Here is a 19,755-nt window from a genome sequence, read left to right on the forward strand (position 1 = left end):
GCGAATGTATCAATCCGGGCCGCCACTCTGATCTCACACGAACCGAGACGGATCTCACCCGAACCGATACGGAGGGAACACGATGGAAGCCCGGATGAAGAACCCCGCCACGATCATCCCCGCGGCGATGAAGCCGATCATGGAGCTGATGAAGGCCGCCCAGTCGCAGGGTCTTCCCCAGGAGCTCATGGAGATGATCCACCTGCGGGTCAGCCAGATCAACGGGTGCAGCTACTGTGTCGACGCCGGCCTGAAGAACCTGCGCAAGCTCGGCGAGAGCGACGAGCGCATCGGCCTGGTCTCCGCCTGGCGCGAGACCCCCTACTACACCGACGCCGAGCGCGCCGCACTGGAGCTGGCGGAGGCCTCGACCCGGCTGGCCGACCGCGCCGACGCCGTCTCCGACGAGGTCTGGGACAACGCCGCCGACCACTTCGACGAGAAGCAGCTGGCCTCGATCCTGCTGATGACCGCCGTCACCAACCTCTTCAACCGCCTGAACGCCCCGGTCCGGCAGATCGCCGGCAGCTGGTGAGTCCCCTCCCCCGACCCCCACGCACAGAAGGAGACACCGACATGTCCGCCGTACGCTCGCACCGCTACTCCGTCCCCGAGGCCGGCCTGGAGGAGTTCCTGGCCCGCAGGAGCTCGCTGATCGCGACCATCAGGGAGGGGCACCCCGGCCTCACCCGCACCGTGCTGGTCCAGCTCGAGGACGGCACCTACACCGACACCTGGCACTGGGAGAGCGGCGAGCAGATGGGCGCCGCGCTCGCCGCCCTGCCCACCTTCCCGGAGGCGCCGCTGACCATGGCCCTGACCAAGGACGCCACCGCTCTGAACGGCCGGGTCGTCGACGAGCACTGACGCGGGCAGGGCGCGACGGCCTCAACGGCTCCGCGTGCGCCGCGCGCGGGGCATGGCGACGAGCTGGTCGCGCCGGATCTCCTCCAGGTAGGTCCGCATCAGGTCGCCCGCGCGGGTGAACCAGTCGGACAACACGGCGATCTCCGCGGGCGTGTAGTCGGCGAACAGCTCGTTCAATCGCCGGTAGAAGGGTTCGTAGACGGCCGCGGCGGTGGCGGCCGCGGCCGGATCGGCGACGACGCGCACGCGGCGGCGGTCCTCGGGGTCCGGCTGCCGGTGCGCGTACCCGGCCTTCTCCAGCCGGTTCAGCACGCCGGTCACCGCACCCGTGGTCAGACCGGCCTGCTCGGCGAGCGTGCCCGCGCTGATCGGGTCGTCCCCCGCCGCCAGGATGAAGCCGAGGCAGGTGACGTCGGTGACGTTCAGTCCGAGCCGCTGGGCGATGTCGTGCTGCCCGACCAGGCTGAGCGCGATCAGCTGATCCATGCCGGCGAGAGCCTGCTCGGGCGTCGCCTCCGGGCGCGGCTTGCCGTCCATCCTCAATCTCCTTAGAATCTAAGATGTTTAGTTCGTGAGATAATTATCTCACCACCGAGGAGAATCATGAGCGGCATGCACGACGACGTCGATCTCGGGCACACGGTCGCGGGCTGGACCGGCTGCGTCGTCGTGCTGTGCGGCTGCTCGACGGTGGGCGTGGCGATGTGCGCCGCCTCGTCCCTCGGCGTCTGGCTCGGCATCGGCGTCATCGTCCTGGGCGGTCTGGCCGCCTGGGCCCTGCACCTGGCGGGCTGGGGCAAGCCCAGCGGCCCCCGTCCTCCCGAGCAGTGGGACTGGCGGGTGAAGGACGCGATGACGGGCCACGGCGTCTGCCTCGCCTGCCGTCTCGCGGGCCGCCGAAACGAACCTCGCACTGGAAGCGCTCCACGCGTCGATGCCGTCCGCGAGGAACCCGCGATCTCCGACATGCCGGTATTCGCCAACCGCTGAGCTCCGCGCTGTCCTAGCATCGTGCGGTGCTCGACCGGATGATCGATCAACGGTGCGACGACCTCTACCGTGCCGCGGAGGCTCAGGACGCCCCCGGTTTCCTGGCGACCCTACAGGACCTGTGGGAGAGGACAGAGGACTCGGACCCGGCCACCGCGGACGCCGTCCTCGTCCGCCTGTGCGGCCTGTTCGACCGGCTGACTCCCGGGCTCGGCGCGCGGCTCGCCGTGATGGGCGGCGCGATGGTCGAGAACGGAGCCGATCCCGCCCCGCTGATCGACCCCGTGGTCGCGGGACTGTGCGACGCGCTGGAGCGCTCCGCCGAGTTCGCCCGGGCCTGGCACGCGGTCACCGACCGGCGCCTCCCGGAACCCGGTCCGGACAACCGGGTGGTCCTCGGCGCGGCGCGCGTGCTCTCCGGCCCCTTCGGCCTGCCCGGACGGCTCAGGCTCGGCCGTCGCCTGCCTTTCGCTCACGCCCTCGATCTGGCCGTCGGCTGGTCGATCGCCGAGGATTGGAGCTTGGCCGCGACCACCGTGCTCCAGCGGTCGACGGCCATCCGCGCGGATCTCTCCCGGCGTCCGCGGCTCGCCGCGGCGGTCGCGGCAGTGGAGGACGACCGCCCCGACCTGTGGTGCCTGCCGAGGCTCCTGGCCGTACTCGACGACGAGCCGCTGGTCGTCCTGCACCAGCCGACCGGGCGGGCGTACGCGATGAGGATCGGCGGGATCGGGGACAACTTCCAGCTCTCCACGCTGCTGGCGCACGCCCTGAACGGGCACGTGCCGGTCACCATGCCCCATCCCTCCTGGGTCGCGGCGGCCGTGGACGGGCCCCTCGAACCCGAGGCCGGGCCGATCGTGGAGCGGTTCGACCTGCGCGACGCGACGGGCGAGTCGATCCGCACCGCCGGGCGCCCCGCCGACATCCCGATCCTCGACGGGCATCGAGTGGTGGTCCTCGGCAGTCCGTCGTTCCGGCGTACGTGGAACATCGGCCGTACCTATCCGATGATGCGGCCGTCGATCAGCCTCGACCGCGTGCTGTCCGAGGAGGAAGCCCGCATGTGGTCCTCCCGGGTGGCTCCCACTCCATGACCGTCCTCCCGGCGCGCGTGCCGCGGGAGCCCGGGGGTATCTAGTCTCGTCATGCGTGCCCTCACCCACCTGATCCTGCCGATGGTCGTGGTCTCCGCCATGACCTCGGGCTGCGGGGCTTTCGCCGACGGCGTACGCATCACCTACACCTCGGCGGGCCGTCAGCGTACTGTCGACTTCAGTCTGCGAGTGCTGCTGTGCGCACCCGGCGACACCGAGCGATGCAGGGAGGCGTACGAAGAACGCAGCACCACGAGCGACGACGATTGATTCATCAGCTCGTGTCGCCGTACGGAGGTCGAACGGCTCGGTCCACGACCCGATGAGCGACTCGGATCCGAGGAGAGGAAGACCATTGACGTATCCACCGCCGGCCTACCACGGTGACACGGGCGAGCCGACGGCGTCGTACCGGCGCCCGGACGCCACGCCCGAGCTCGACTACCCGAGCGGAACCACGGTGCACTATCTGGCGACCGGTGCGACGACCAATGGACAGTTCGGGCTCTACCGCTGGGACATGGGACCGAAGCCCAGCGGTCCGGCGGCGCATTTCCACCGGTCGATCTCCGAGTCCTTCTACATCCTCTCCGGCAGCGTGCGGATCTACGACGGGCGGCGCTGGATCGACACCGGCCCCGGTGACTTCGTGCACGTCCCGGAGGGTGGCGTACACGCGTTCCGGAACGAGTCGGGAGAGCCGGCGTCGATGCTGCTGCACTTCGCTCCCGGCGCGCCACGAGAGGGCTACTTCGAGGGGCTGCTCACGATCGCGGACATGAGCGAAGAGGAGAAGGCGGAGTTCTACCTCCGCCACGACACCTTCTGGCTCTGAGGAGCGTCCCGACGCGATGAGCCGAGGCGCCGCCGGCGGCTCATCGTCCGTTTGCCTGCTGACCTGAGGCATGCTCAAGGCCCCGTCTGGCTCGGAGACGGGGTTCGCAGGGGTGCGCCCCCTGTTGGGCACGCGGAAGTCGCCGGTCACGGTGAAGGGCACGTAGCCGATCGGGTGTCCGGTCACCTGGAGACCGGAGAACATCACGGTGATGTCGTGTGCGTCGGTGTCGTACACGTGGTCACCGATGGGGCCTTCCGGGGCATCAATTCCTGAGTGCTGTCATCCACGGCGAAGCTCTGTTGCTCCGGCGCGGACGGCCGTCCAGTCGGTTTCTGGCACATTCCGCAGGCCTCTCGCAAGCCATGTCATTCGCTCGGCGTGCTCGGCGCGTAATCGCTTCAAATCGAGTTGAATGCCACTCGGTGGCCCGGTCCGTTCCAACGCCCTGATTCTCCGCCCCATGGCGGTCATGAGTTCATGGTCGAATCGCCGGACGGCGGTGAGGAACGAGTCAGATGAAATGACGACCTGGCCGGATGGAGGGGCGCTGAACCGGATATCGCCGTCGTCGTCGTGCCGCCACGTCACCGTCACCACGTCGAGATCGTCGCTGACGGTGCGCCACACCCTGATTCGGGGCGGGTGCCGGATATAGCCGAGATCCACGGTGTGTTCGTCGTACCAGACCGCGGCGGTCGACGCCGCATCACCGTTCACGGGCCCCCAGGCGTCGGGATCTCCGGCGACGAAATCGAGGAGATCGGCCGGCACCGGTTCGAGGACGGCCGGTGTCATCTCGATGACGTCTTCCCACAGACGAGCCAGGTAGTTGTCGACATAGGGGCGCTGCCCAGGTGTGTCCGGCGTGTAGCGCAACAACTCGTGATCGGCCAGCTCGATCCAATACCAGCCATCGGTCAGTCCGAACCAGTGCAGTGTCCGGTCCTCATGCCCCCAAGGAGCAACCCTGCCCAAGGGTGTCAGCACGAAGCGGAATCTGATCACGCGTCCTCCTCACCGGCTGATTCGTCCCATCGTGACCGGAAGACCGCCCCTTCCGCAGCTAACCTCGTAAGGTGATCGACTTCAACAACGGCTCCCTCTTCAAGCTGAATCCGTGCCACCCGCAAGAGGTCGGCCCGGCCGTGGCTCCTCTCCTGCTCCACGGCGAGCAGATCGTCTCCTCCTACAAAACGGTCCGGGACTTCGTCGTCTTCACCGACAAGCGCGTCATCGCGGTCAACGTCCAGGGGCTCACCGGCAAGAAGCGCGACTTCTCCTCCCTGCCCTATAGCAAGATCCAGGCATGGTCAGTCGAGACCGCCGGGACCTTCGACCTCGACGCCGAACTGGAGCTCTGGTTCAGTGGCCTGGGCAAAGTCCGCTTCGAGTTCAAGGGCAACTCCGACGTGATCCGCCTCAGCCACATGATCGCCGGCTACGTGCTGTAGCAGCGTGGGCTCGGCGAGCCAGGTTCACAGCTGAAGGTCGACTGCCAGTCCGATGTTCCGCGCCGGGTCACCAGGAGTGCCGGCAGGCCAGTTCGCTGAGCGGTCCGCCGTTTGCCAGTGGTGCGGATAGGCCGGTCGCTGCTTGGGATCACGGGGCCACCACCGGCCCGGGTGTGAGCCGGGGTAAGGAGGCCGGCGATCCGAGCGGGGAATGGAGGACGCGGGCACGCAGTCGTACTGCGGGCACGGTGTGGTGAAGCACTGCTTGGGAGAGGGCACGCAGACGCGGCCCGGGCCACAGTCGACTGCCGCACACGGCGATCCGGGACTACACTCACCGGATGCTTGCCCGGCCGGCGGAGTGGCGATAACCGCCCGTGCCGGTGGAACCGCCGACACCTCGCCTGCCCAGGCATTGGCCGTGGCGGCTGGTGATGCCGCTACGGCCACGCCCACTGTCACGATCAGTTTTCGCAGCATTCTTCCCCCAGCTGTGGTGATCGCTTCTGCCTCTCGCGATGCTCGCACCGGCCGCGCCTGCTGACGGCAAAACGGCTCTCAGCAAGTTGCACGGCTTGCCGAAAGACAGATAGCCGACGCTGTCGCGCTGGGGTCACCGGATCGAGCGCCCGCGCCTGCCGACGCGAGAGGCCCCTACTTCCGCTGGAAGTGATCGGCCGCCGTTCTGGCGTGCGACAGAACCCTGAACCACCGGCATGAGCTGCAACGGCTGTCTCGGTGGTTCTCGGCATTTCGCAGCTGATCACAGTGTCATGTGCCCTGAGTGTGCCCTCTATCGGGCGGCCAGCGTATATCTAAGTAGCCTCGAAGCCAGTACGATGCAGCCCTTGCAGATAAGGGTTGTCTTTGGCTGCTGGCTGATGCGAGAAGATCATGTCGAGCGCATCACGAAGACTCGTGTCGACGGCAAGGTCGAACTCCTCGGCCGGGCAACGTCCGATTCTCGAATCGAAGTGCCAGCCATCTTTGGTCGCCACCCGTGTCCGCAACTCGATAGCGTCGACGTTCCTGGCGAAGCGCCACTCGTCCTGGCGGTCAGTCAGTTCGACCACGGCAGTGCTGTGAGTCCGCAGGATGTTTTGGGCAGCTCTCAGCATCAAGACGAAGTCGAGCACCGGCACAAATTCGGTAGACGTGCTGAAGTCGGCGTCTCCAATCTGAAAGACGACGTTGACGCGAAAGTGGCCAAAGATGAAGGCGGCCGGGGGGAGTTCCTCGACGGCCATCGGCTGCAACTCCGGCCCTCCGCCCGGCAGCCAGCCAGGACTCCATGTCGGGTCGCTGCGGACAGGTTCAAACCGAATAGCGATCATTAGCTGCGGACCCGGCCCAACCCGTTGATCTGGCCCAAGTGCCTGCTGCTGCGCGGTGCCCGTCCCGCCGGCCCGCCTCCTGTGCTGGCCCGGTCGCCAGTCACGGTGCAGCGCCGGGCCAACTCCTTCGGCGTGATCATGGTGTGCCGTCAGACCGTCTGCCTGAGCCGCCAGTACGCCGGCGAGGTCGTCACCGTGCACGTCAGCGACACGACCTTCACGATCGACCTGGACGAGGGACCGCGCACGGTGCGGCGGACCACCGACATCCCGATTCGGAACACAAAGCTCACCGACCCCGCAAGGTCGACCATGTTTCCTAGATCACCTGTCGCCCATGTCCTGGGACAGAAACGTCAGGCATCTCATGGGACTAGACACTGAGGGGAGGCCCCTGTCCTGCCTCGGTTGATGCTTGACGCCTCGCCGGAGGCGTCGATCCAGCACAACTGGAAAACGGACGCGCGGCCGGGCATGAGCAGTGTCAGGCTGTCCGGGTGACCTCAGCCGAGACAACCCTGATCCGTGCCGCCGCAGCTCGAAACAACGCCGACTGGTGTGCCTCGGTCTGCCGGTCCCACGGCATTGCAAACAGCTTCGGCGAGACGGCCTGGCGCAGTGCCTATCGCACGCCGCCGTACTACCCCGACGCCGTCACCTTGCGCCCCGACGCAGTCCCGGCCGACTTCCTGTCCGAGATCGACACGGCCTCACCCGGGTGTTCGATCAAGGACAGTTTCTCCGCTCTCGACCTCACCTTGAACGGCTTCGTCGAGTTCTTCACCGCCCAGTGGATGCACCGCCCAGCAGGGCTCCCCGCACCGGTAACACCGCCCCTGCCTACCGAGCGGGTCTCCACGGCCGCTCGGCTTCGCGACTGGCAGGCCGCCTGGCACGGCGGTATCCCAGCCCCGGATATCTTCCGACCAGCGCTGCTGGACGACCCGTCCGTGCTGGTGCTCGCCCTTCACGACGGCGAGGACCTCCGTGGGGGTGTCGTCTTGAACCGCAGCTCCGGGCTGGTCGGCCTCTCCAACCTCTTCGCCGCCGACAGCAGCGACATCGCCGCCGCCTGGTCATCAGCGATCACTGCAGCTGCCGACCATTTCCCCGGCCTTCCCCTGGTCGGCTACGAGCATGGCGACCATCTCACGCACGCGCTCGCCAGCGGCTTCACCGCGATCGGTCCACTCCGCATCTGGGTGGCGAGCGGACACATCAACCACGAAATCTAGGGCCAGCGGAAAGCAACACCCGACAGCGAGACGTCGCCCATCAACCGATGTTGCACCTGAGGGGAGACCCCCTGGTCCTGCCGATGGTCGGTGAATTGTCGCTTCGCAGTGACAGTCGAAGGTGGGTGGCGTTGTCCGTAGCGCTCTGTACGGTATCCCTATGTCGCTAACCTCGTGGGCCTTCAGCCTCACTCAGCAGTACCTTGCCGAGGCGCTACCGCGCCGGTGGGCTCATATTCAAGGCGTTGCTCGCCAGGCACGGATGCTTTAATCCGTCGTGGCCCCAGACTCGGAACTGCTAGAGGCTGCCGCAGTTCTTCATGACGTCGGTTATGCACCCGATCTTGCGACCTCCGGCTTTCACCCGCTTGATGGCGCGAGGTTTCTCCAGATGGTAGATGCTCCTAAGCGGCTCGTGGATCTCATCGCTCATCACTCGTATGCCCTCCTTGAAGCGCGCATGCGTGGTCTTGAGCACGACCTTGCGGCGTTCGATGATGAGGGGCCGTCGGTAGTCCGGGATGCGCTCTGGTATTGCGACATCACCACGACTCCGGATGGCGATGCTACGACCGGCCCTCAACGTATCGCTGAGATCAAGGAGCGCTATGGTCCGGATAGCCTGGTGACACAGTTCATCACTGAGGCATCACCTGAGCTGCTGGCCGCTGTAAATCGAACGGAGAACCGCCTCCGGGCTGCTATCGCTTCAGCCTAGATAGGTGCTGTCTTCTGAATGGATTGCGTGATCGATTCGTAGCCGCATAGTGGGATGAATGTCGAGGCGGTCTAGTTCCTCTCGACTGATCCATCGTAGCCGTCGAGGACATCGACTTCCTCGGTCGTTTGGTGCATGTAAACCGTCAGGTTCGGCTGATCGCCGGACGCCTGGTGTTCTCACCTCCCAAGCGCGGCAGGACCCGGATTGTGCCTCTGCCTGAGTCTCTCGGCCTGCGACTGAGCGCGCACATCGCCCCGCACCCGCCGGTCGCGGTCACGCTGCCGTGGGTCGAGAAGGGTAAGCCCAGGGGCGACCTGGTGACGGCGGAGCTCCTGTTCCCCGGCCCCAATGGCGGTGCCCTGCATCGCAACACGTTCAACCACACGTGGCATGTCGGTCTTGAGCGTGCGGGCATCGTGCCCCCGCCGGTGAAGGGAGAGCTCCGGAAGTCTCACCGCGAACATGGATGCCATGTGCTGCGGCACACTGCGGCGTCGGCGTGTCTCGGTGCCGGGGTCGAAATTCGCACGGTCGCTGAATACCTCGGTCACTCCGACCCTGGCTTCACGCTCCGGACGTATACCCACCTCATGCCGAACGCAGCGGACCGGGCGCGCAAGGCCATGGACCCGTTCTTCACTCAAGAGCAGACCGGGCCGAGTGCCCTGGTTGTACCCTCGGGAAGATCAATATGACCTTTACCCTGATAGACGCGCGGTGCCCTTACTTCCACTGGAAGTAGACGAACAGACGGCCGTGGTTCTTGGAGTCCTTGTCGATCCGGTGGTAGAGCGCCTTGATCTCCTTCTGCTCCAGGAAGCGCAGCACCTTCTTCTTGAGCTGGCCGGACCCCTTGCCCGGGATGATCTCCACCTGGGTCGCCTTCTTGCGTACGGCCTCCTGGATGATGCCGTGCAGCGCCTTGTCGATCTCGCTGCCCTTGTTGTAGATGTCGTGGAGGTCCAGCTTCAGCTTCACGGAAGCGAGTCTAAATCGCCGCTCGCCGTGGGACGCGGGGCGAGGCGGGTGACCGCGCCCCACGCCGGCACGGTCTCGCGTCAGCCGTTGATGTAGCCGACCAGGGCCTCCTTTTCACTCTCCAATTCCTGGATCGACGTCTTGACGACGTCGCCGATGCTGACGATGCCGGCGAGCCTGCCGTCGCGGACCACGGGCACGTGCCTGATCCGGTGGTTGGTCATGGTGCGGCGCAGGTCGTCGACGTTGGCGTCCGGGCCGCAGGTGCGCACCTCCACAGTCATGATCGACGATACGGGCATGGTGAGCAGCGCGACGCCGTGCTCGTTGAGCCGCCGCACAACGTCGCGTTCCGACACGATGCCCGCGATGGACAGCCCGTCCTCGGAGACCACGACCGCGCCGATGTTGAGCTCGGCCAGCCGGGCGAGAAGCTCGGACACCGTGGCGTGCGGAGGAACGGTCGCCACACCTGTTCCCTTACTCTGCAAGATCGTCCCGATGAGCATCGACACCGCCTCTCAGGGCACCCGGGGGACATGTCCCCGCTTCCGCTCCCGCCGGCCGGCCGGAGCGGCGAATCCTGTTTCCCCAGGCAACAGCGGTCGTCCTACCTCGTCAAGGGCCCCCACCCCTACGATGGCGAAATATCACCGCACGCTGGGGGCAGAGGATGGCCGAGAAGCTCAACACCGGGAGCCACGATCTCCCGATCTCAGACGCGCTCGCGGACTTCATGCGCGGCGGCTGGGCCGACACGCACGAGGACGTGGCGCCGTTGCCGGTCGCCGCGTACGCCGCCAAGCGGCGGGCGCGGCTCGCCGAACGGCTGCCCGGCGAGCGGCTCGTCATCCCCTCGGGCACGCTGCAGGCCCGCAGCAACGACGACGACCACCGGTTCCGCACGCACAGCGCGTTCGCCTACCTCACCGGCGGCCGGCAGCCCGACGACGTCCTGGTGATCGAGCCGTCCGGCGACGCCCGCCTGTTCCTGCATCCCCGCCCGTCCCGTGCCGAGTCGCAGGAGTTCTACCGCGACCGGCGGTACGGCGAGTTCTGGGTGGGCCGCCGTTTCGACCTCGCGGAGGCCGAGGCGGCGTCCCAGATCGAGTGCGCGCACATCGACACGCTGCCGGCCGCGCTGAGCGGACCGGCGCGCGTGCTGCGCGGGGTGGACGCCTCGGTCGACGCGCTCGTCTCCCCCGCCGGCGACGACCGCGACGCCGAACTGGCCGCGGTCCTGTCGGAGCTGCGGCTGGTCAAGGACGAGTGGGAGATCGCGGAGCTGCAGCAGGCGGTGGACGCGACCGCGCGCGGGTTCGAGGACGTCGTGCGCGCGCTGCCCGCGGCCCTCGCGCACCCGCGCGGCGAGCGGTACGTCGAGGGCGTCTTCGGCCTGCGCTCGCGGCTGGAGGGCAACGCCGTGGGCTACCAGTCGATCGTGGCCTCCGGGGCGCACGCGTGCGTCCTGCACTGGATCCGCAACGACGGACGGCTCGACCCCGCCGAGATGCTGCTGCTGGACGCCGGGGTCGAGGGCGACAACCTCTACACGGCCGACGTCACCCGCACGCTGCCGCTGTCGGGCCGGTTCAGCCCGGTGCAGCGTCAGGTGTACGACCTGGTCTACGAGGCGCAGACGGCCGCCATCGCCGTGCTGCGGCCGGGGGTGCGCTTCCGCGAGTTCCACGAGACCGCCATGCGGGTGATCTCCGACGGGCTGCGCGAGTGGGGCCTGCTGAGCCGGGCGCAGGCCGACGCGGGCCTGCACCGGCGCTACACCCTGTGCAGCAGCGGCCACATGCTGGGCCTCGACGTGCACGACTGCGCCCGGGCGCGGGCGGAGACCTACCTCGACGGCGTGCTTGAGGAGGGCCAGGTGCTGACCGTCGAACCGGGGCTCTACCTCCAGCCCGACGACCTGACGCTGCCGCCGGAGCTGCGCGGGATCGGCGTCCGCATCGAGGACGACCTCGTCGTCACGGCCGACGGCGCCCGCCTGATGTCGGCCGCGCTGCCCCGCCGCGCCGACGAGATCGAGGCGTGGATGGCCGCCCTGACCGGGTGACCCCCCTTCCGGTGCCGCGGGCCGGCGATCACCCGGCCGGCAGTGCGCGGTCCCGCGGGTTGCCGGCCGCGGCTCAGAGACGGGGCTGAGGCGGCTCTTCCGGCTCGCCCTTGTAGACGGGGTCGGATGGGTCGTCGATGACCGCATCGATCCGGATCGAGGTGTCGATGGCCTTCTCCGCCGCGGTCAGGACTCCGATCATGGACGTGCCGAACGCGTCGGCGTCTGTGCGGTCGGCGGCCTGTAGGCACGCCGGACCCGCGCTCCGGACGTCCAGTCCGAACTGGTGCCAGGACGCCTGCGCGGCCGGGTCGGGGATCTGGAAGTAGACGGGTTCCCAGGAGGCCACGTTCACCATGCCCTGGCACGCCGGCCGCACCTTGGCCATGAGATCAGCGGTGATCTCGAGCCGGCGGTCGCGCACCGCCGAATGGAGCAGCGTCACGATCCACCTACCGTTGCGAGTGGCGTGGTCGAGGAGATATCGGCCACCGAGCCGATACCAGGCGTGAACCTGCCGCCGTCGCATGTCCCGCGACACCGGCAGGACCGGCAGACCCGCCGTCTGCTGAAAGGCGGTCTGCATGTCGGCCGTCACTGATTGCGCCTTTGTCGCGAACTGCGCTTCGGCGTCACCCGCCATCAGCACGGCCGCGGTCGCGAGGGCCACACCGGGTATGCCGGCCGCCGACAGCACCGCTCCGGCGTACCGTCCTCCGGCCCTGGCGTGCGCGGTGACCGCGACCGGCGGGGGCGCCGGTGTGCCGTCCTTCGCGTGGATCGCCCGCCGGGCGAGGCGGAACAGGGCCGCCGATGCCGTGGCCGCCACCGCGATGACCGGGGCCATGAGCAGCGTGCTGTGCGCGACGAGGCCGAACGTGTTCCCGCCCTGCAGTTGCCGCCAGGCGGGACGCCAGGAGCAGGTGTCGTTGAGGACGTTCAGCGGTTGGATGCATCCGTCGACAGAGATGAGCGCGGTCGCGGCGCCCAGGCCGAGCAGCGCGCCGATCCCCGCGGCGGCGAGCGCGGCCGGCAGGCGGAACCGGGCCGAGGCCGCCGCGACCAGGGCGGCGACGAGTGCGCCGAAGGCGATCGCCCACAGTGACCAGATCGCGTAACTGAAGGCGTACATGCCGCCGCGTTGTCCCGGCGCCGCGTGCAGGGTGTGCAGCCATGCCTGGACGGCGGCGAGGCCGGCGGTCGCGATGACCGCTCCCAGCAGCGCGGGTGCGGTGGCCTGCCGCAGCGCGGGCGCCCGCCAAGCCACGGGAGCGGTGGCATCCGCCGCTGCGCGGGCGTCGCCCGGTGAGCGCAGCCAGCCGGGGCCGCGTACGGCGGCGCCAGCGGCCCACAGGACGAAGGGCGTGACCCAGGCCGCGACGGCGGCGACGGGCGTGAGCGGCTGATACGCCGCGTATCGCAGCACGGTGATCGTCGGGGCCATGACGGCGGTCGTGTCCGGGTGGGCGGTGCCCATACCGGGGAACCAGTTGACGATGGTCCGTCGCAGGCCCGCCGGGTCGTACCAGAATCCGCTGGCGTACATCGCGCCGTAGTAGTTCCACCAGGCGAACCACGCCGCGAGGATCAGCCAGCCTGCGATCAGGCACAGCGCCAGCGGCCATCGCAGCGACCGGCCCGGCCAGGACGCGGCGGCCAGGCGAGCACACTGACAGATCCAGCACGTCAAGGCGACCGCGACACCGACGACCAGCGCCAGCACCCACCATCTGCCGGGCGGCCACAGGTTCCCGATGACCTGACCGCTGACCAGCGAGCCGGTGGCCAACCCCAGGCCCAGCCACAGCCCGGCCCGCACCCCGGCGGGAGCCGGTCGGCCCAGCACGGCGGCGCGGACCACCGCCCGCCACAGCACCGCTGTGGCGGCCGCCGCGACCACGGCGGCCGGGACTGCGGCGAGGCCCTGCCCGAGCCAGTCGCTCAGGTCGGCGACGTGCGGCGCCACGTGCCCCATCAGGTGGAAGTTCATCAGCGTTGCGCTGGTGCCGGCCAGGAACATCAACAGCGAACTCACCGCGAAGAGCGGCGCCGGGTCGTCGAGGGCGTCGCGGCGGATCTCCCACCTCGGATGGGTGCGCATCTGGTCCAGCAGGACGCCCGCCCACCGGTGCGGACCCCGGCGCCCGGCCGGCGTGGGCCGCGCGGCCCAGACGTGCTCCAGCGGCGCGCCCCACCGCCTGGCCGTCAGGTCGGCGTACAGCTCCCTGCTGCGCAGCACGTCCGCACGGGCGAAGTGCATCACGATGGCGATGACCACGGGAACGGCCAGATAGCGCGTGATCACGGCGGTGAGCGTCGGGCCGACGCCGGCCGCGATGCCGAGCAGCCACAGTCCCGACCACCACAGCAGGTACGGGATGATCACCAGCACGACGAACGTCCGCCACAGGGCGACGGTGGCGTAGGTGATCGTGAGATCCCGGTTGGCGACGTGGCCGAGCTCGTGCAGGACGACGGCGTCGAACGTCCGCGGGTCGGTGGTGCGGCAGGCGACCAGTCCGCCGTGCAGGAGCAGCCGGGGGCGGCCGTTGGTGCCGAACACCGTGGCGCTCCTGGTGGTCACGGCCGGCGCGAAGAACAGTTCCGGCACCCGCGCGACGCGGCCCGCGGCCAGTTCCTCGACGCGCGCGGCGATCTCGGAGCCGCCGGGGACGAGGTTCAGACGGATGCAGCGGCCGGGGCGCTGCTTCCACAGCGGCAGCAGGACTGTGGCCGCCGCCGCGGCGGCGACGACCACCGCGGGCGCGGCCAGGATCTGCCACAACGGCGGAGGTGGCGCGTGCCGGGCCACGCAGGGGAGAAACGCCAGCGCCTGCCCCGTCAGACGGGTCGCCGTCGCCAGCGCGTGGGCGGAGTCCCAGTCGACGCCGGCCGCCAGCGCACACCCCTGGTAGCCGCCGAGGCGGAGCACGGTCAGTGTCGACACCAGCATGTAACCGCTGGCGGCCACGAGCAGGAGCAGCAGCAGAGCGAAGCGGGAGTTCGTGCCGGCGCCGAGTATCCGTTCGTCGAGCCTGGCCCGGACAGGCTCGACCGTGGTCACCGTGTCTCCCTCACATCGGCTTCTCCGTCGGACTCGCCCGGCTCGGCCAGCGCCAGACCGGCGACGACGCCGTCGGCGATCCGCTTGGCCAGGATCGGCGACAGCCCGGCCTCTGTGGCCGCGTCGAGGACCATCTGCCTGACCATCGCCTGCTGCTCGCGCGTGAGGGGAGGGATGGTTTCGGGCTTCGCCTTGCGGCGCCGAATGCGCCGCCACAGTGACGCCGAGCCGCGCGCCGCCCTGTCCACGGCTGCGTCGGCCAGCTTCTGGCGGGCGCTTTCCAGCGTCAACCACAGCAGCGGGGCCACCAGCGGAACGACGTCGGCGAGTCCGAAGCCGAGCGGGTCACGCCCGTGCCCGCGCCGGCGCAGCCGGGCCACCACCTCGGCGTCGCTGTAGCGCAGCAGCCCCTCGACCACGACCGCTTCCTCCGGCGCGCAGTCGGCCACGACCCTCCGTACGACATCGCGGACCAGAACCTCGGCGGAGCGTTCGGGCTGTGTGTTCAACGTCCCGTCCCTGGTGGAAGTTCGCTGACTTCGGAATCGGCCCCTGGGCGTGATGCTACAAGCGCCGATCGACGCGCATGCCGTTATTCGGGGGCGAGACCAGGGGAACCGTGGGTCGCGGGAACGCCGGCCGTGACGTCCTGGACCCCAGTTCACGTGATCGTCACATCGCTCCCCTACAGTGGCCTCGTGCGCCCCCCACTGGCCGTGGCCGGCCACACCGACGACGTGCTGGACATGGTCGCCGGCACACTGACCGAGGCCGAGCGCGAGCGCGCCGGGCGTTTCACCCGCAAGCGGGACCGCCTCGACTTCGTCGCCGCCCACCTGCTCGTACGGCACTGCGCCGCGGAGCTGCTCGGCACCCGCGCCTGCATGCTGACCGTGGTGCAGCGCTGCGAGGGCTGCGGGCAGGCCCACGGGCGGCCCTGGCTGGCCGAGGCCCCCGAGGTGTCGATCAGCCTCGCGCACACCTCGGGCTACGTCTGCGCGGTCGCCGGGTTCGGCCGGGTGGGCGTGGACGCCGAGCACGCCACGAACGGCCCGGCCGACGAGAGGCTGGTGGAGCTCGCGCTGACCCCCGCTGAGGCGAAGCTGGTCGGCGACGACAACCGCGGGCTGATCCGGCAGTGGGTACGCAAGGAGGCACTGGTCAAACGGGGAGAGCTCACGCTCGACCGGCTGCGCGAGGCGGACCTGTCGGCCCTGCCGCTGGAGGACGGGCTGTCGATCCCGCTGGAATGGCAAGGCCGTCACTTCGTCGAGTGGACGGCCGGCACGGTGATCGCCTCCGCGGTCACCGACGAGCCCGCCAAACTACGCCTTCTTGGCGGCTGACCGCCCCGGGGTGGGGTCGAGGAAGACCTGCCGGATCTCCGGGAACCGCTCGGTGAGCCGCCGCTCCACCTGGTCGGAGGCGAGCTCGAGCCGCTGCCCGGACGTCTCGTCGCGGAAGTCGACCTTGGCCGCGACCATGACCTGGCCGGGGCCCATCATGACCGTGACCAGCTCGACGACGGCCTCGACCTCCGGATGGGCGGCCAGCTCGCCGCGGATCTCCTCCTGCAACCCGCGCGGCGCCGCCTGGCCGATGAGCAGCGAGGCGTTGGTCCTGATCAGGGTCAGCGCCACGCCGAGCAGCAGCAGCCCGATGACGATCGACGCGACGCCGTCCCACACGGCCGAGCCGGTGAGCTGCGACAGCAGCAGGCCGACGCCGGCCGTCGCGATGCCGATCAGCGCGGCGGAGTCCTCCAGCACGACGGCCTTGAGCACGGTGTCGGAGGTGCGCCGCAGCAGCCGCCCGGGGCTCACCTGCCAGCGGCGGGCCTCGCCGCGAAGCTGCCGCAGGGCCTTCCAAAGGGAGACCGACTCGATCGCGAAGGACACCGCGAGCACGAGGTACGACACGCGGATGTCGCCCAGGCTCTCCCCCGCGGTGATCGTGTGCCAGCCGTGCGTCAGCGAGAACCCGGCCCCCACGACCAGCGTGAAGCAGGCCGCCACGATCGCCCACAGGTAGGCGGCCCGTCCGTGCCCGAGCGGATGGCGGGAGTCGGCGGGGCGCTCGCCGTGCCGGATCGCGGCGAACAGCACGACCTCGGTGGCCGTGTCGGCCGCCGAGTGCGCGGCCTCCGACAGCATCGCCGAGGAGGAGCTCATCAGGCCGGCAACCAGCTTGGCCAGCGCGATGGCGAGGTTGGCCGCGCCCGCGACCACGACGGTGCCTAGACTCTCACCGTTCTCGCTGTCAGGCATTCCGCTCCGTTCGTTCAAGTGATCTTATGCTGGTCGTCATGGAAGCCCCTCACTGGCTCACCCCGCAGGAGCAGCGCGCCTGGCGGGCCCATCTGGCCGCCCACCGCCTGCTCTTCCACCAGCTCGACCGGGAGCTGCAGGCCATCGGGCTGTCGCTGAACGACTACGAGATCCTCGTGAACCTCTCGGAGAGTCCCGGCCGCCGCATGCGCATGAGCGAGCTGGCCGACGCCACCATCCAGTCGCGCAGCCGGCTGTCCCACCAGATCTCCCGGATGGAGGCCGCCGGCCTGGTGACCCGGCAGGACTGCGAGGACGACCGGCGCGGCACGTTCGCCGTGCTGACCGACCAGGGCTGGGAGACGATCCAGCGGGTGGCGCCGGACCACGTGGCGAGCGTCCGCCGGCACTTCATCGACCAGATGACCCCCGAGCAGGTCTCCACCCTGGAGCAGATCTACACACCGATCGTCGATCGTCTCCAGGCGCTCCGCGGCACCCGGTGAGGAGGTTGCGGGACGGCGGGGGATGAGCACCGGCCCCGACTTCCCGCGACAGGCCGCGCCAAACCGATTGCCTGGGGAGCGCGTGCCGGCCCCGCCCGCTCGCTACGATCCGGCTGTGCGAACAATCCTCGGGCTCGTCGTGGCCGGCCTGCTGCTCGTGACCGCCTGCAGCGCGAAGAGCGAGACGGCCCTGCCGGACGGTCCGGCGTTGCTGAAGCGCTCGGCCGAGGCCATGCGGACGGTCAAGACGGTCGCCTTCACGATCGAGACCAAGGACAAGCCCGCCGTACCGGTCCGGCACGCCGAGGGCAGCCTCACCCGGGAGGGCGACGCCAAGGGCACCCTGCAGATCGAGATCGCGGGACTGCAGGAGATCGAGTTCGTGCTCGTCGGCGACAAGGTCTACTTCAAGGGACCCACCGGCGGCTTCCAGACGATGACCCGGCAGCAGCTCATGGCCCTTTACAACCCCTCCGCCGTGCTGACCGGCGTACCCGACCTGCTGTCCACCGCGAAGGACGTCCAGACACAGGCGGAGGAGAAGGTCGGCGACGCCGCCGCCTACCGGGTGACGGCCGCGCTGTCGCAGGAGGTGCTGGCCAAGCTGGTCCCCGGCGTGCAGCAGGGGGTCACCGGCACGCTCTGGATCGACAAGGCCACCAGCCGCCTGCTCAAGCTCGACCTGCCGCTCACCGGCGGCTCCGTGGCCGTGACCCTCGGGGACTACGACGCCCCCGTGACCATCGCCCCGCCCGCGTCATGACCGACGCCACCGACGCCACCGGCGCCACCGGGCAGACGCGGTCGACCGGGGCCGCCCGGCCCTCCATGCGGCACCGGCGTCTCGCGCTGGGCGTCGGCGGCGCCGCCGTGCTGCTCGCCGCGCTCGACGCGTACGTCGTGGTCACCGTGCTCGTGGACGTCGCCGCCGACGTCGGCGTGCCGCTGAACCACCTGGAGCGGGCGACCCCGGTCGTGACCGGGTTCCTGCTCGGCTACGTCGCGGCGATGCCGCTGCTCGGCCGCCTGTCCGACCGGTACGGCAGGCGCGCGCTGATCCACGCCTGCCTGGCCGGGTTCGCCGCCGGTTCCCTCGTCACCGCCCTGGCGGGGAGTGTCCCCGCCCTGGTCGCGGGGCGTACGCTCCAGGGCGTCGCGGGCGGCGCGCTGCTGCCGATCACCATGGCCCTCATCGGCGACCTGTGGGACGAGCGCGCCCGGCCGGTGGCGCTCGGGGCGGTCGGCGCCGCGCAGGAGCTCGGCAGCGTGCTCGGCCCGCTGTACGGCGCGGGCCTGGCCGCGCTCGCCGGATGGCGCGGCATCTTCTGGGTCAACCTCCCGCTCGCGCTCCTGGCCGCCGTCGCCGTGCAGGCGGCCGTCCCCGGCGGGCGCGAGCCGTACGGCCGGCCCTCCCGCGAGGCGAGCACGGGCAAGGCGGACGTGGGGAAGGTGGACGCGGGCGGCGGCGTCCTGCTCGCGCTGGCCCTCGGCCTGCTGGTCGCCGGGCTCTACAACCCCTCCCCCGACACGGCCGTGCTGCCGCCGTGGGGACTGCCGTGCGTGGCGGCCGGGGCGGTCGCGGCGGTGCTGTTCGTGCTGTGGGAGATCCGCTCCCCGGTCCGCCTGCTCGACCTGACGGGCGTACCCAGGACACCGCTGCTCGCCACGCTGGCGGTGAGCCTGCTGGCCGGGGCGGCGCTGCTGGTCACGCTGGTCGACGTGCAACTCGCCGCGCAGACGCTGCTCGGCAAGGACGCGGTGGGCGGCGCTCTGGTGCTCACCCGGTTCCTCGCCGCGCTGGCGGTCGCGGCGTTCCTCGGTGGGATCCTGGTGCGGCGGTTCGGCGAGCGCCCGGTGGCCGTGGCGGGGATGGCGGTGGCCGCCGCGGGCTACTGGCTGATCTCCCGGTGGCCGCTCGACCCGGCTTCGGCCGGCGTGCGGATGGACGTCGACCTCGTGGTGGCCGGCCTCGGCCTCGGGGTGGTGATCGCCCCGGTCTCGTCGGCGGTGCTGCGCCTGGTCCCGGCGGCACAGCACGGCGTGGCGTCGGCGGCGGTCGTGGTGGCCAGGATGATGGGCATGCTGCTGGGCGTGGCCGCGCTGTCGGCCTGGGGCTTCCACCGGTTCCAGTCGCTCACCGCGCACCTGGACACGCCGCTGCCGTTCGGGGTGGACGCGGCCGAGTACGCCCGCAGGCTCGCGGACTACACGGCGAAGGTCCAGGCGGCGCTGCACGCGGAGTACACCGAGATCTTCCTGATCACGTGCGGCCTGTGCGTGCTCGGCGCGGCCGCGTCCCTGGCCCTGCCCCGCCGCCGCGCCTGATCCCGCGCCCCTGC

At 69.8% G+C, this 19,755-nt stretch carries 23 protein-coding genes; 15 read left to right on the forward strand and 8 right to left on the reverse strand.

The window, feature by feature from the left end:
- The first annotated feature begins 82 nt into the window (after positions 1-82).
- Both HHX35_RS00315 and HHX35_RS00320 read left to right on the forward strand, forming a co-directional pair.
- Positions 83-535, forward strand: coding sequence for a carboxymuconolactone decarboxylase family protein (locus HHX35_RS00315; RefSeq protein ID WP_182897057.1), 453 nt, complete (start codon positions 83-85; stop codon positions 533-535).
- A gap of 41 nt (positions 536-576) precedes the next feature.
- Positions 577-867 (forward strand): hypothetical protein, encoded by a 291-nt coding sequence (locus HHX35_RS00320; protein WP_182897058.1) that lies wholly within the window; start codon positions 577-579, stop codon positions 865-867.
- Positions 868-888: 21 nt separating this feature from the next.
- Here HHX35_RS00320 and HHX35_RS00325 read toward each other — a convergent pair whose 3' ends face one another.
- On the reverse strand, positions 889-1,404 hold the full coding sequence (locus HHX35_RS00325; RefSeq protein ID WP_182897059.1) for a MarR family transcriptional regulator: 516 nt from the start codon (positions 1,402-1,404) through the stop codon (positions 889-891).
- Between the two features lie 66 nt (positions 1,405-1,470).
- On the opposite strand from HHX35_RS00325, the gene HHX35_RS00330 reads away from it, so the two are divergent.
- The 4 genes from HHX35_RS00330 (at position 1,471) to HHX35_RS00345 (ending at position 3,789) form a co-directional block, all read left to right on the forward strand.
- Entirely contained in the window at positions 1,471-1,857 is a 387-nt protein-coding gene (locus HHX35_RS00330) for an HGxxPAAW family protein (protein WP_220504864.1), read from the forward strand.
- A gap of 26 nt (positions 1,858-1,883) precedes the next feature.
- A complete protein-coding gene (locus tag HHX35_RS00335) occupies positions 1,884-2,954 on the forward strand; it encodes a hypothetical protein (protein ID WP_182897060.1) in 1,071 nt (356 codons plus the stop codon).
- 51 nt (positions 2,955-3,005) lie between these two features.
- Positions 3,006-3,224: a hypothetical protein gene (locus tag HHX35_RS00340; RefSeq protein WP_182897061.1), complete on the forward strand. Its 219-nt coding sequence runs from the start codon at positions 3,006-3,008 to the stop codon at positions 3,222-3,224.
- 85 nt (positions 3,225-3,309) lie between these two features.
- Positions 3,310-3,789: a cupin domain-containing protein gene (locus HHX35_RS00345; protein ID WP_182897062.1), complete on the forward strand. Its 480-nt coding sequence runs from the start codon at positions 3,310-3,312 to the stop codon at positions 3,787-3,789.
- Between the two features lie 282 nt (positions 3,790-4,071).
- On the opposite strand, the gene HHX35_RS00350 is transcribed toward HHX35_RS00345, so the two are convergent.
- The gene (locus tag HHX35_RS00350) at positions 4,072-4,797 is read right to left on the reverse strand and encodes a DUF5984 family protein (RefSeq protein ID WP_182897063.1); all 726 of its coding nucleotides are present in this window, start codon (positions 4,795-4,797) and stop codon (positions 4,072-4,074) included.
- A gap of 71 nt (positions 4,798-4,868) precedes the next feature.
- On the opposite strand from HHX35_RS00350, the gene HHX35_RS00355 reads away from it, so the two are divergent.
- Positions 4,869-5,243 carry a PH domain-containing protein gene (locus HHX35_RS00355; protein WP_182897064.1) on the forward strand — a complete coding sequence of 125 codons (375 nt, stop codon included), beginning with the start codon at positions 4,869-4,871 and terminating at the stop codon, positions 5,241-5,243.
- Positions 5,244-6,058: 815 nt separating this feature from the next.
- Here the strand turns inward: HHX35_RS00355 and HHX35_RS00360 are convergent.
- Positions 6,059-6,778, reverse strand: a complete 720-nt coding sequence (locus HHX35_RS00360) for a hypothetical protein (protein WP_182897065.1) — start codon at positions 6,776-6,778, stop codon at positions 6,059-6,061.
- Between the two features lie 296 nt (positions 6,779-7,074).
- On the opposite strand from HHX35_RS00360, the gene HHX35_RS00365 reads away from it, so the two are divergent.
- From HHX35_RS00365 to HHX35_RS00375, 3 genes are all read left to right on the forward strand, one after another.
- Complete coding sequence (locus HHX35_RS00365; RefSeq protein WP_182897066.1) at positions 7,075-7,812, forward strand: hypothetical protein; 738 nt, start codon at positions 7,075-7,077, stop codon at positions 7,810-7,812.
- Positions 7,813-8,089: 277 nt separating this feature from the next.
- Positions 8,090-8,530: an HD domain-containing protein gene (locus tag HHX35_RS00370; protein ID WP_310738819.1), complete on the forward strand. Its 441-nt coding sequence runs from the start codon at positions 8,090-8,092 to the stop codon at positions 8,528-8,530.
- 110 nt (positions 8,531-8,640) lie between these two features.
- A complete protein-coding gene (locus HHX35_RS00375) occupies positions 8,641-9,228 on the forward strand; it encodes a tyrosine-type recombinase/integrase (RefSeq protein ID WP_310738893.1) in 588 nt (195 codons plus the stop codon).
- Positions 9,229-9,256: 28 nt separating this feature from the next.
- Here HHX35_RS00375 and HHX35_RS00380 read toward each other — a convergent pair whose 3' ends face one another.
- Positions 9,257-9,511 (reverse strand): Smr/MutS family protein, encoded by a 255-nt coding sequence (locus tag HHX35_RS00380; RefSeq protein ID WP_030509549.1) that lies wholly within the window; start codon positions 9,509-9,511, stop codon positions 9,257-9,259.
- 80 nt (positions 9,512-9,591) lie between these two features.
- Positions 9,592-10,020 carry a CBS domain-containing protein gene (locus HHX35_RS00385; protein ID WP_182897068.1) on the reverse strand — a complete coding sequence of 143 codons (429 nt, stop codon included), beginning with the start codon at positions 10,018-10,020 and terminating at the stop codon, positions 9,592-9,594.
- Between the two features lie 164 nt (positions 10,021-10,184).
- Between HHX35_RS00385 and HHX35_RS00390 the strand changes: the two genes are divergently transcribed.
- A complete protein-coding gene (locus HHX35_RS00390) occupies positions 10,185-11,579 on the forward strand; it encodes an aminopeptidase P family protein (RefSeq protein ID WP_182897069.1) in 1,395 nt (464 codons plus the stop codon).
- Between the two features lie 73 nt (positions 11,580-11,652).
- Here HHX35_RS00390 and HHX35_RS00395 read toward each other — a convergent pair whose 3' ends face one another.
- Positions 11,653-14,643, reverse strand: a complete 2,991-nt coding sequence (locus HHX35_RS00395; protein WP_182897070.1) for a M48 family metalloprotease — start codon at positions 14,641-14,643, stop codon at positions 11,653-11,655.
- Positions 14,640-15,152: a hypothetical protein gene (locus HHX35_RS00400; RefSeq protein ID WP_220504866.1), complete on the reverse strand. Its 513-nt coding sequence runs from the start codon at positions 15,150-15,152 to the stop codon at positions 14,640-14,642. Before HHX35_RS00400 ends, HHX35_RS00395 begins: the two co-directional genes overlap by 4 nt.
- A gap of 189 nt (positions 15,153-15,341) precedes the next feature.
- Here HHX35_RS00400 and HHX35_RS00405 point away from each other — a divergent pair, with 189 nt between their 5' ends.
- Positions 15,342-15,989 carry a 4'-phosphopantetheinyl transferase superfamily protein gene (locus tag HHX35_RS00405; protein WP_142557080.1) on the forward strand — a complete coding sequence of 216 codons (648 nt, stop codon included), beginning with the start codon at positions 15,342-15,344 and terminating at the stop codon, positions 15,987-15,989.
- On the opposite strand, the gene HHX35_RS00410 is transcribed toward HHX35_RS00405, so the two are convergent.
- Positions 15,969-16,910 carry a cation diffusion facilitator family transporter gene (locus HHX35_RS00410; RefSeq protein WP_139574275.1) on the reverse strand — a complete coding sequence of 314 codons (942 nt, stop codon included), beginning with the start codon at positions 16,908-16,910 and terminating at the stop codon, positions 15,969-15,971. The genes HHX35_RS00405 and HHX35_RS00410 overlap by 21 nt on opposite strands.
- Positions 16,911-16,948: 38 nt before the next feature.
- Between HHX35_RS00410 and HHX35_RS00415 the strand changes: the two genes are divergently transcribed.
- From HHX35_RS00415 to HHX35_RS00425, 3 genes are all read left to right on the forward strand, one after another.
- Entirely contained in the window at positions 16,949-17,416 is a 468-nt protein-coding gene (locus HHX35_RS00415; protein WP_259404669.1) for a MarR family winged helix-turn-helix transcriptional regulator, read from the forward strand.
- Between the two features lie 115 nt (positions 17,417-17,531).
- A complete protein-coding gene (locus HHX35_RS00420) occupies positions 17,532-18,179 on the forward strand; it encodes an LppX_LprAFG lipoprotein (protein ID WP_139574277.1) in 648 nt (215 codons plus the stop codon).
- A complete protein-coding gene (locus HHX35_RS00425; protein WP_259404671.1) occupies positions 18,176-19,741 on the forward strand; it encodes an MFS transporter in 1,566 nt (521 codons plus the stop codon). The genes HHX35_RS00420 and HHX35_RS00425 overlap by 4 nt, the downstream gene beginning before the upstream one ends.
- Positions 19,742-19,755: the final 14 nt, after the last annotated feature.

The sequence above is a fragment of the Microbispora sp. H10830 genome (genome assembly GCF_014161375.1).
Lineage (GTDB): Bacteria > Actinomycetota > Actinomycetes > Streptosporangiales > Streptosporangiaceae > Microbispora > Microbispora catharanthi.

What these genes read in the sequence shown, in the direction of transcription:
- HHX35_RS00315 (WP_182897057.1), top strand. Translation starts at nt 83, where the DNA reads ATGGAAGCCCGGATGAAGAACCCCGCCACGATCATCCCCGCGGCGATG.
- HHX35_RS00320 (WP_182897058.1), top strand. Translation starts at nt 577, where the DNA reads ATGTCCGCCGTACGCTCGCACCGCTACTCCGTCCCCGAGGCCGGCCTG.
- HHX35_RS00325 (WP_182897059.1), bottom strand. Translation starts at nt 1,404, where the DNA reads ATGGACGGCAAGCCGCGCCCGGAGGCGACGCCCGAGCAGGCTCTCGCC.
- HHX35_RS00330 (WP_220504864.1), top strand. Translation starts at nt 1,471, where the DNA reads ATGAGCGGCATGCACGACGACGTCGATCTCGGGCACACGGTCGCGGGC.
- HHX35_RS00340 (WP_182897061.1), top strand. Translation starts at nt 3,006, where the DNA reads ATGCGTGCCCTCACCCACCTGATCCTGCCGATGGTCGTGGTCTCCGCC.
- HHX35_RS00385 (WP_182897068.1), bottom strand. Translation starts at nt 10,020, where the DNA reads ATGCTCATCGGGACGATCTTGCAGAGTAAGGGAACAGGTGTGGCGACC.
- HHX35_RS00390 (WP_182897069.1), top strand. Translation starts at nt 10,185, where the DNA reads ATGGCCGAGAAGCTCAACACCGGGAGCCACGATCTCCCGATCTCAGAC.
- HHX35_RS00410 (WP_139574275.1), bottom strand. Translation starts at nt 16,910, where the DNA reads ATGCCTGACAGCGAGAACGGTGAGAGTCTAGGCACCGTCGTGGTCGCG.
- HHX35_RS00415 (WP_259404669.1), top strand. Translation starts at nt 16,949, where the DNA reads ATGGAAGCCCCTCACTGGCTCACCCCGCAGGAGCAGCGCGCCTGGCGG.
- HHX35_RS00425 (WP_259404671.1), top strand. Translation starts at nt 18,176, where the DNA reads ATGACCGACGCCACCGACGCCACCGGCGCCACCGGGCAGACGCGGTCG.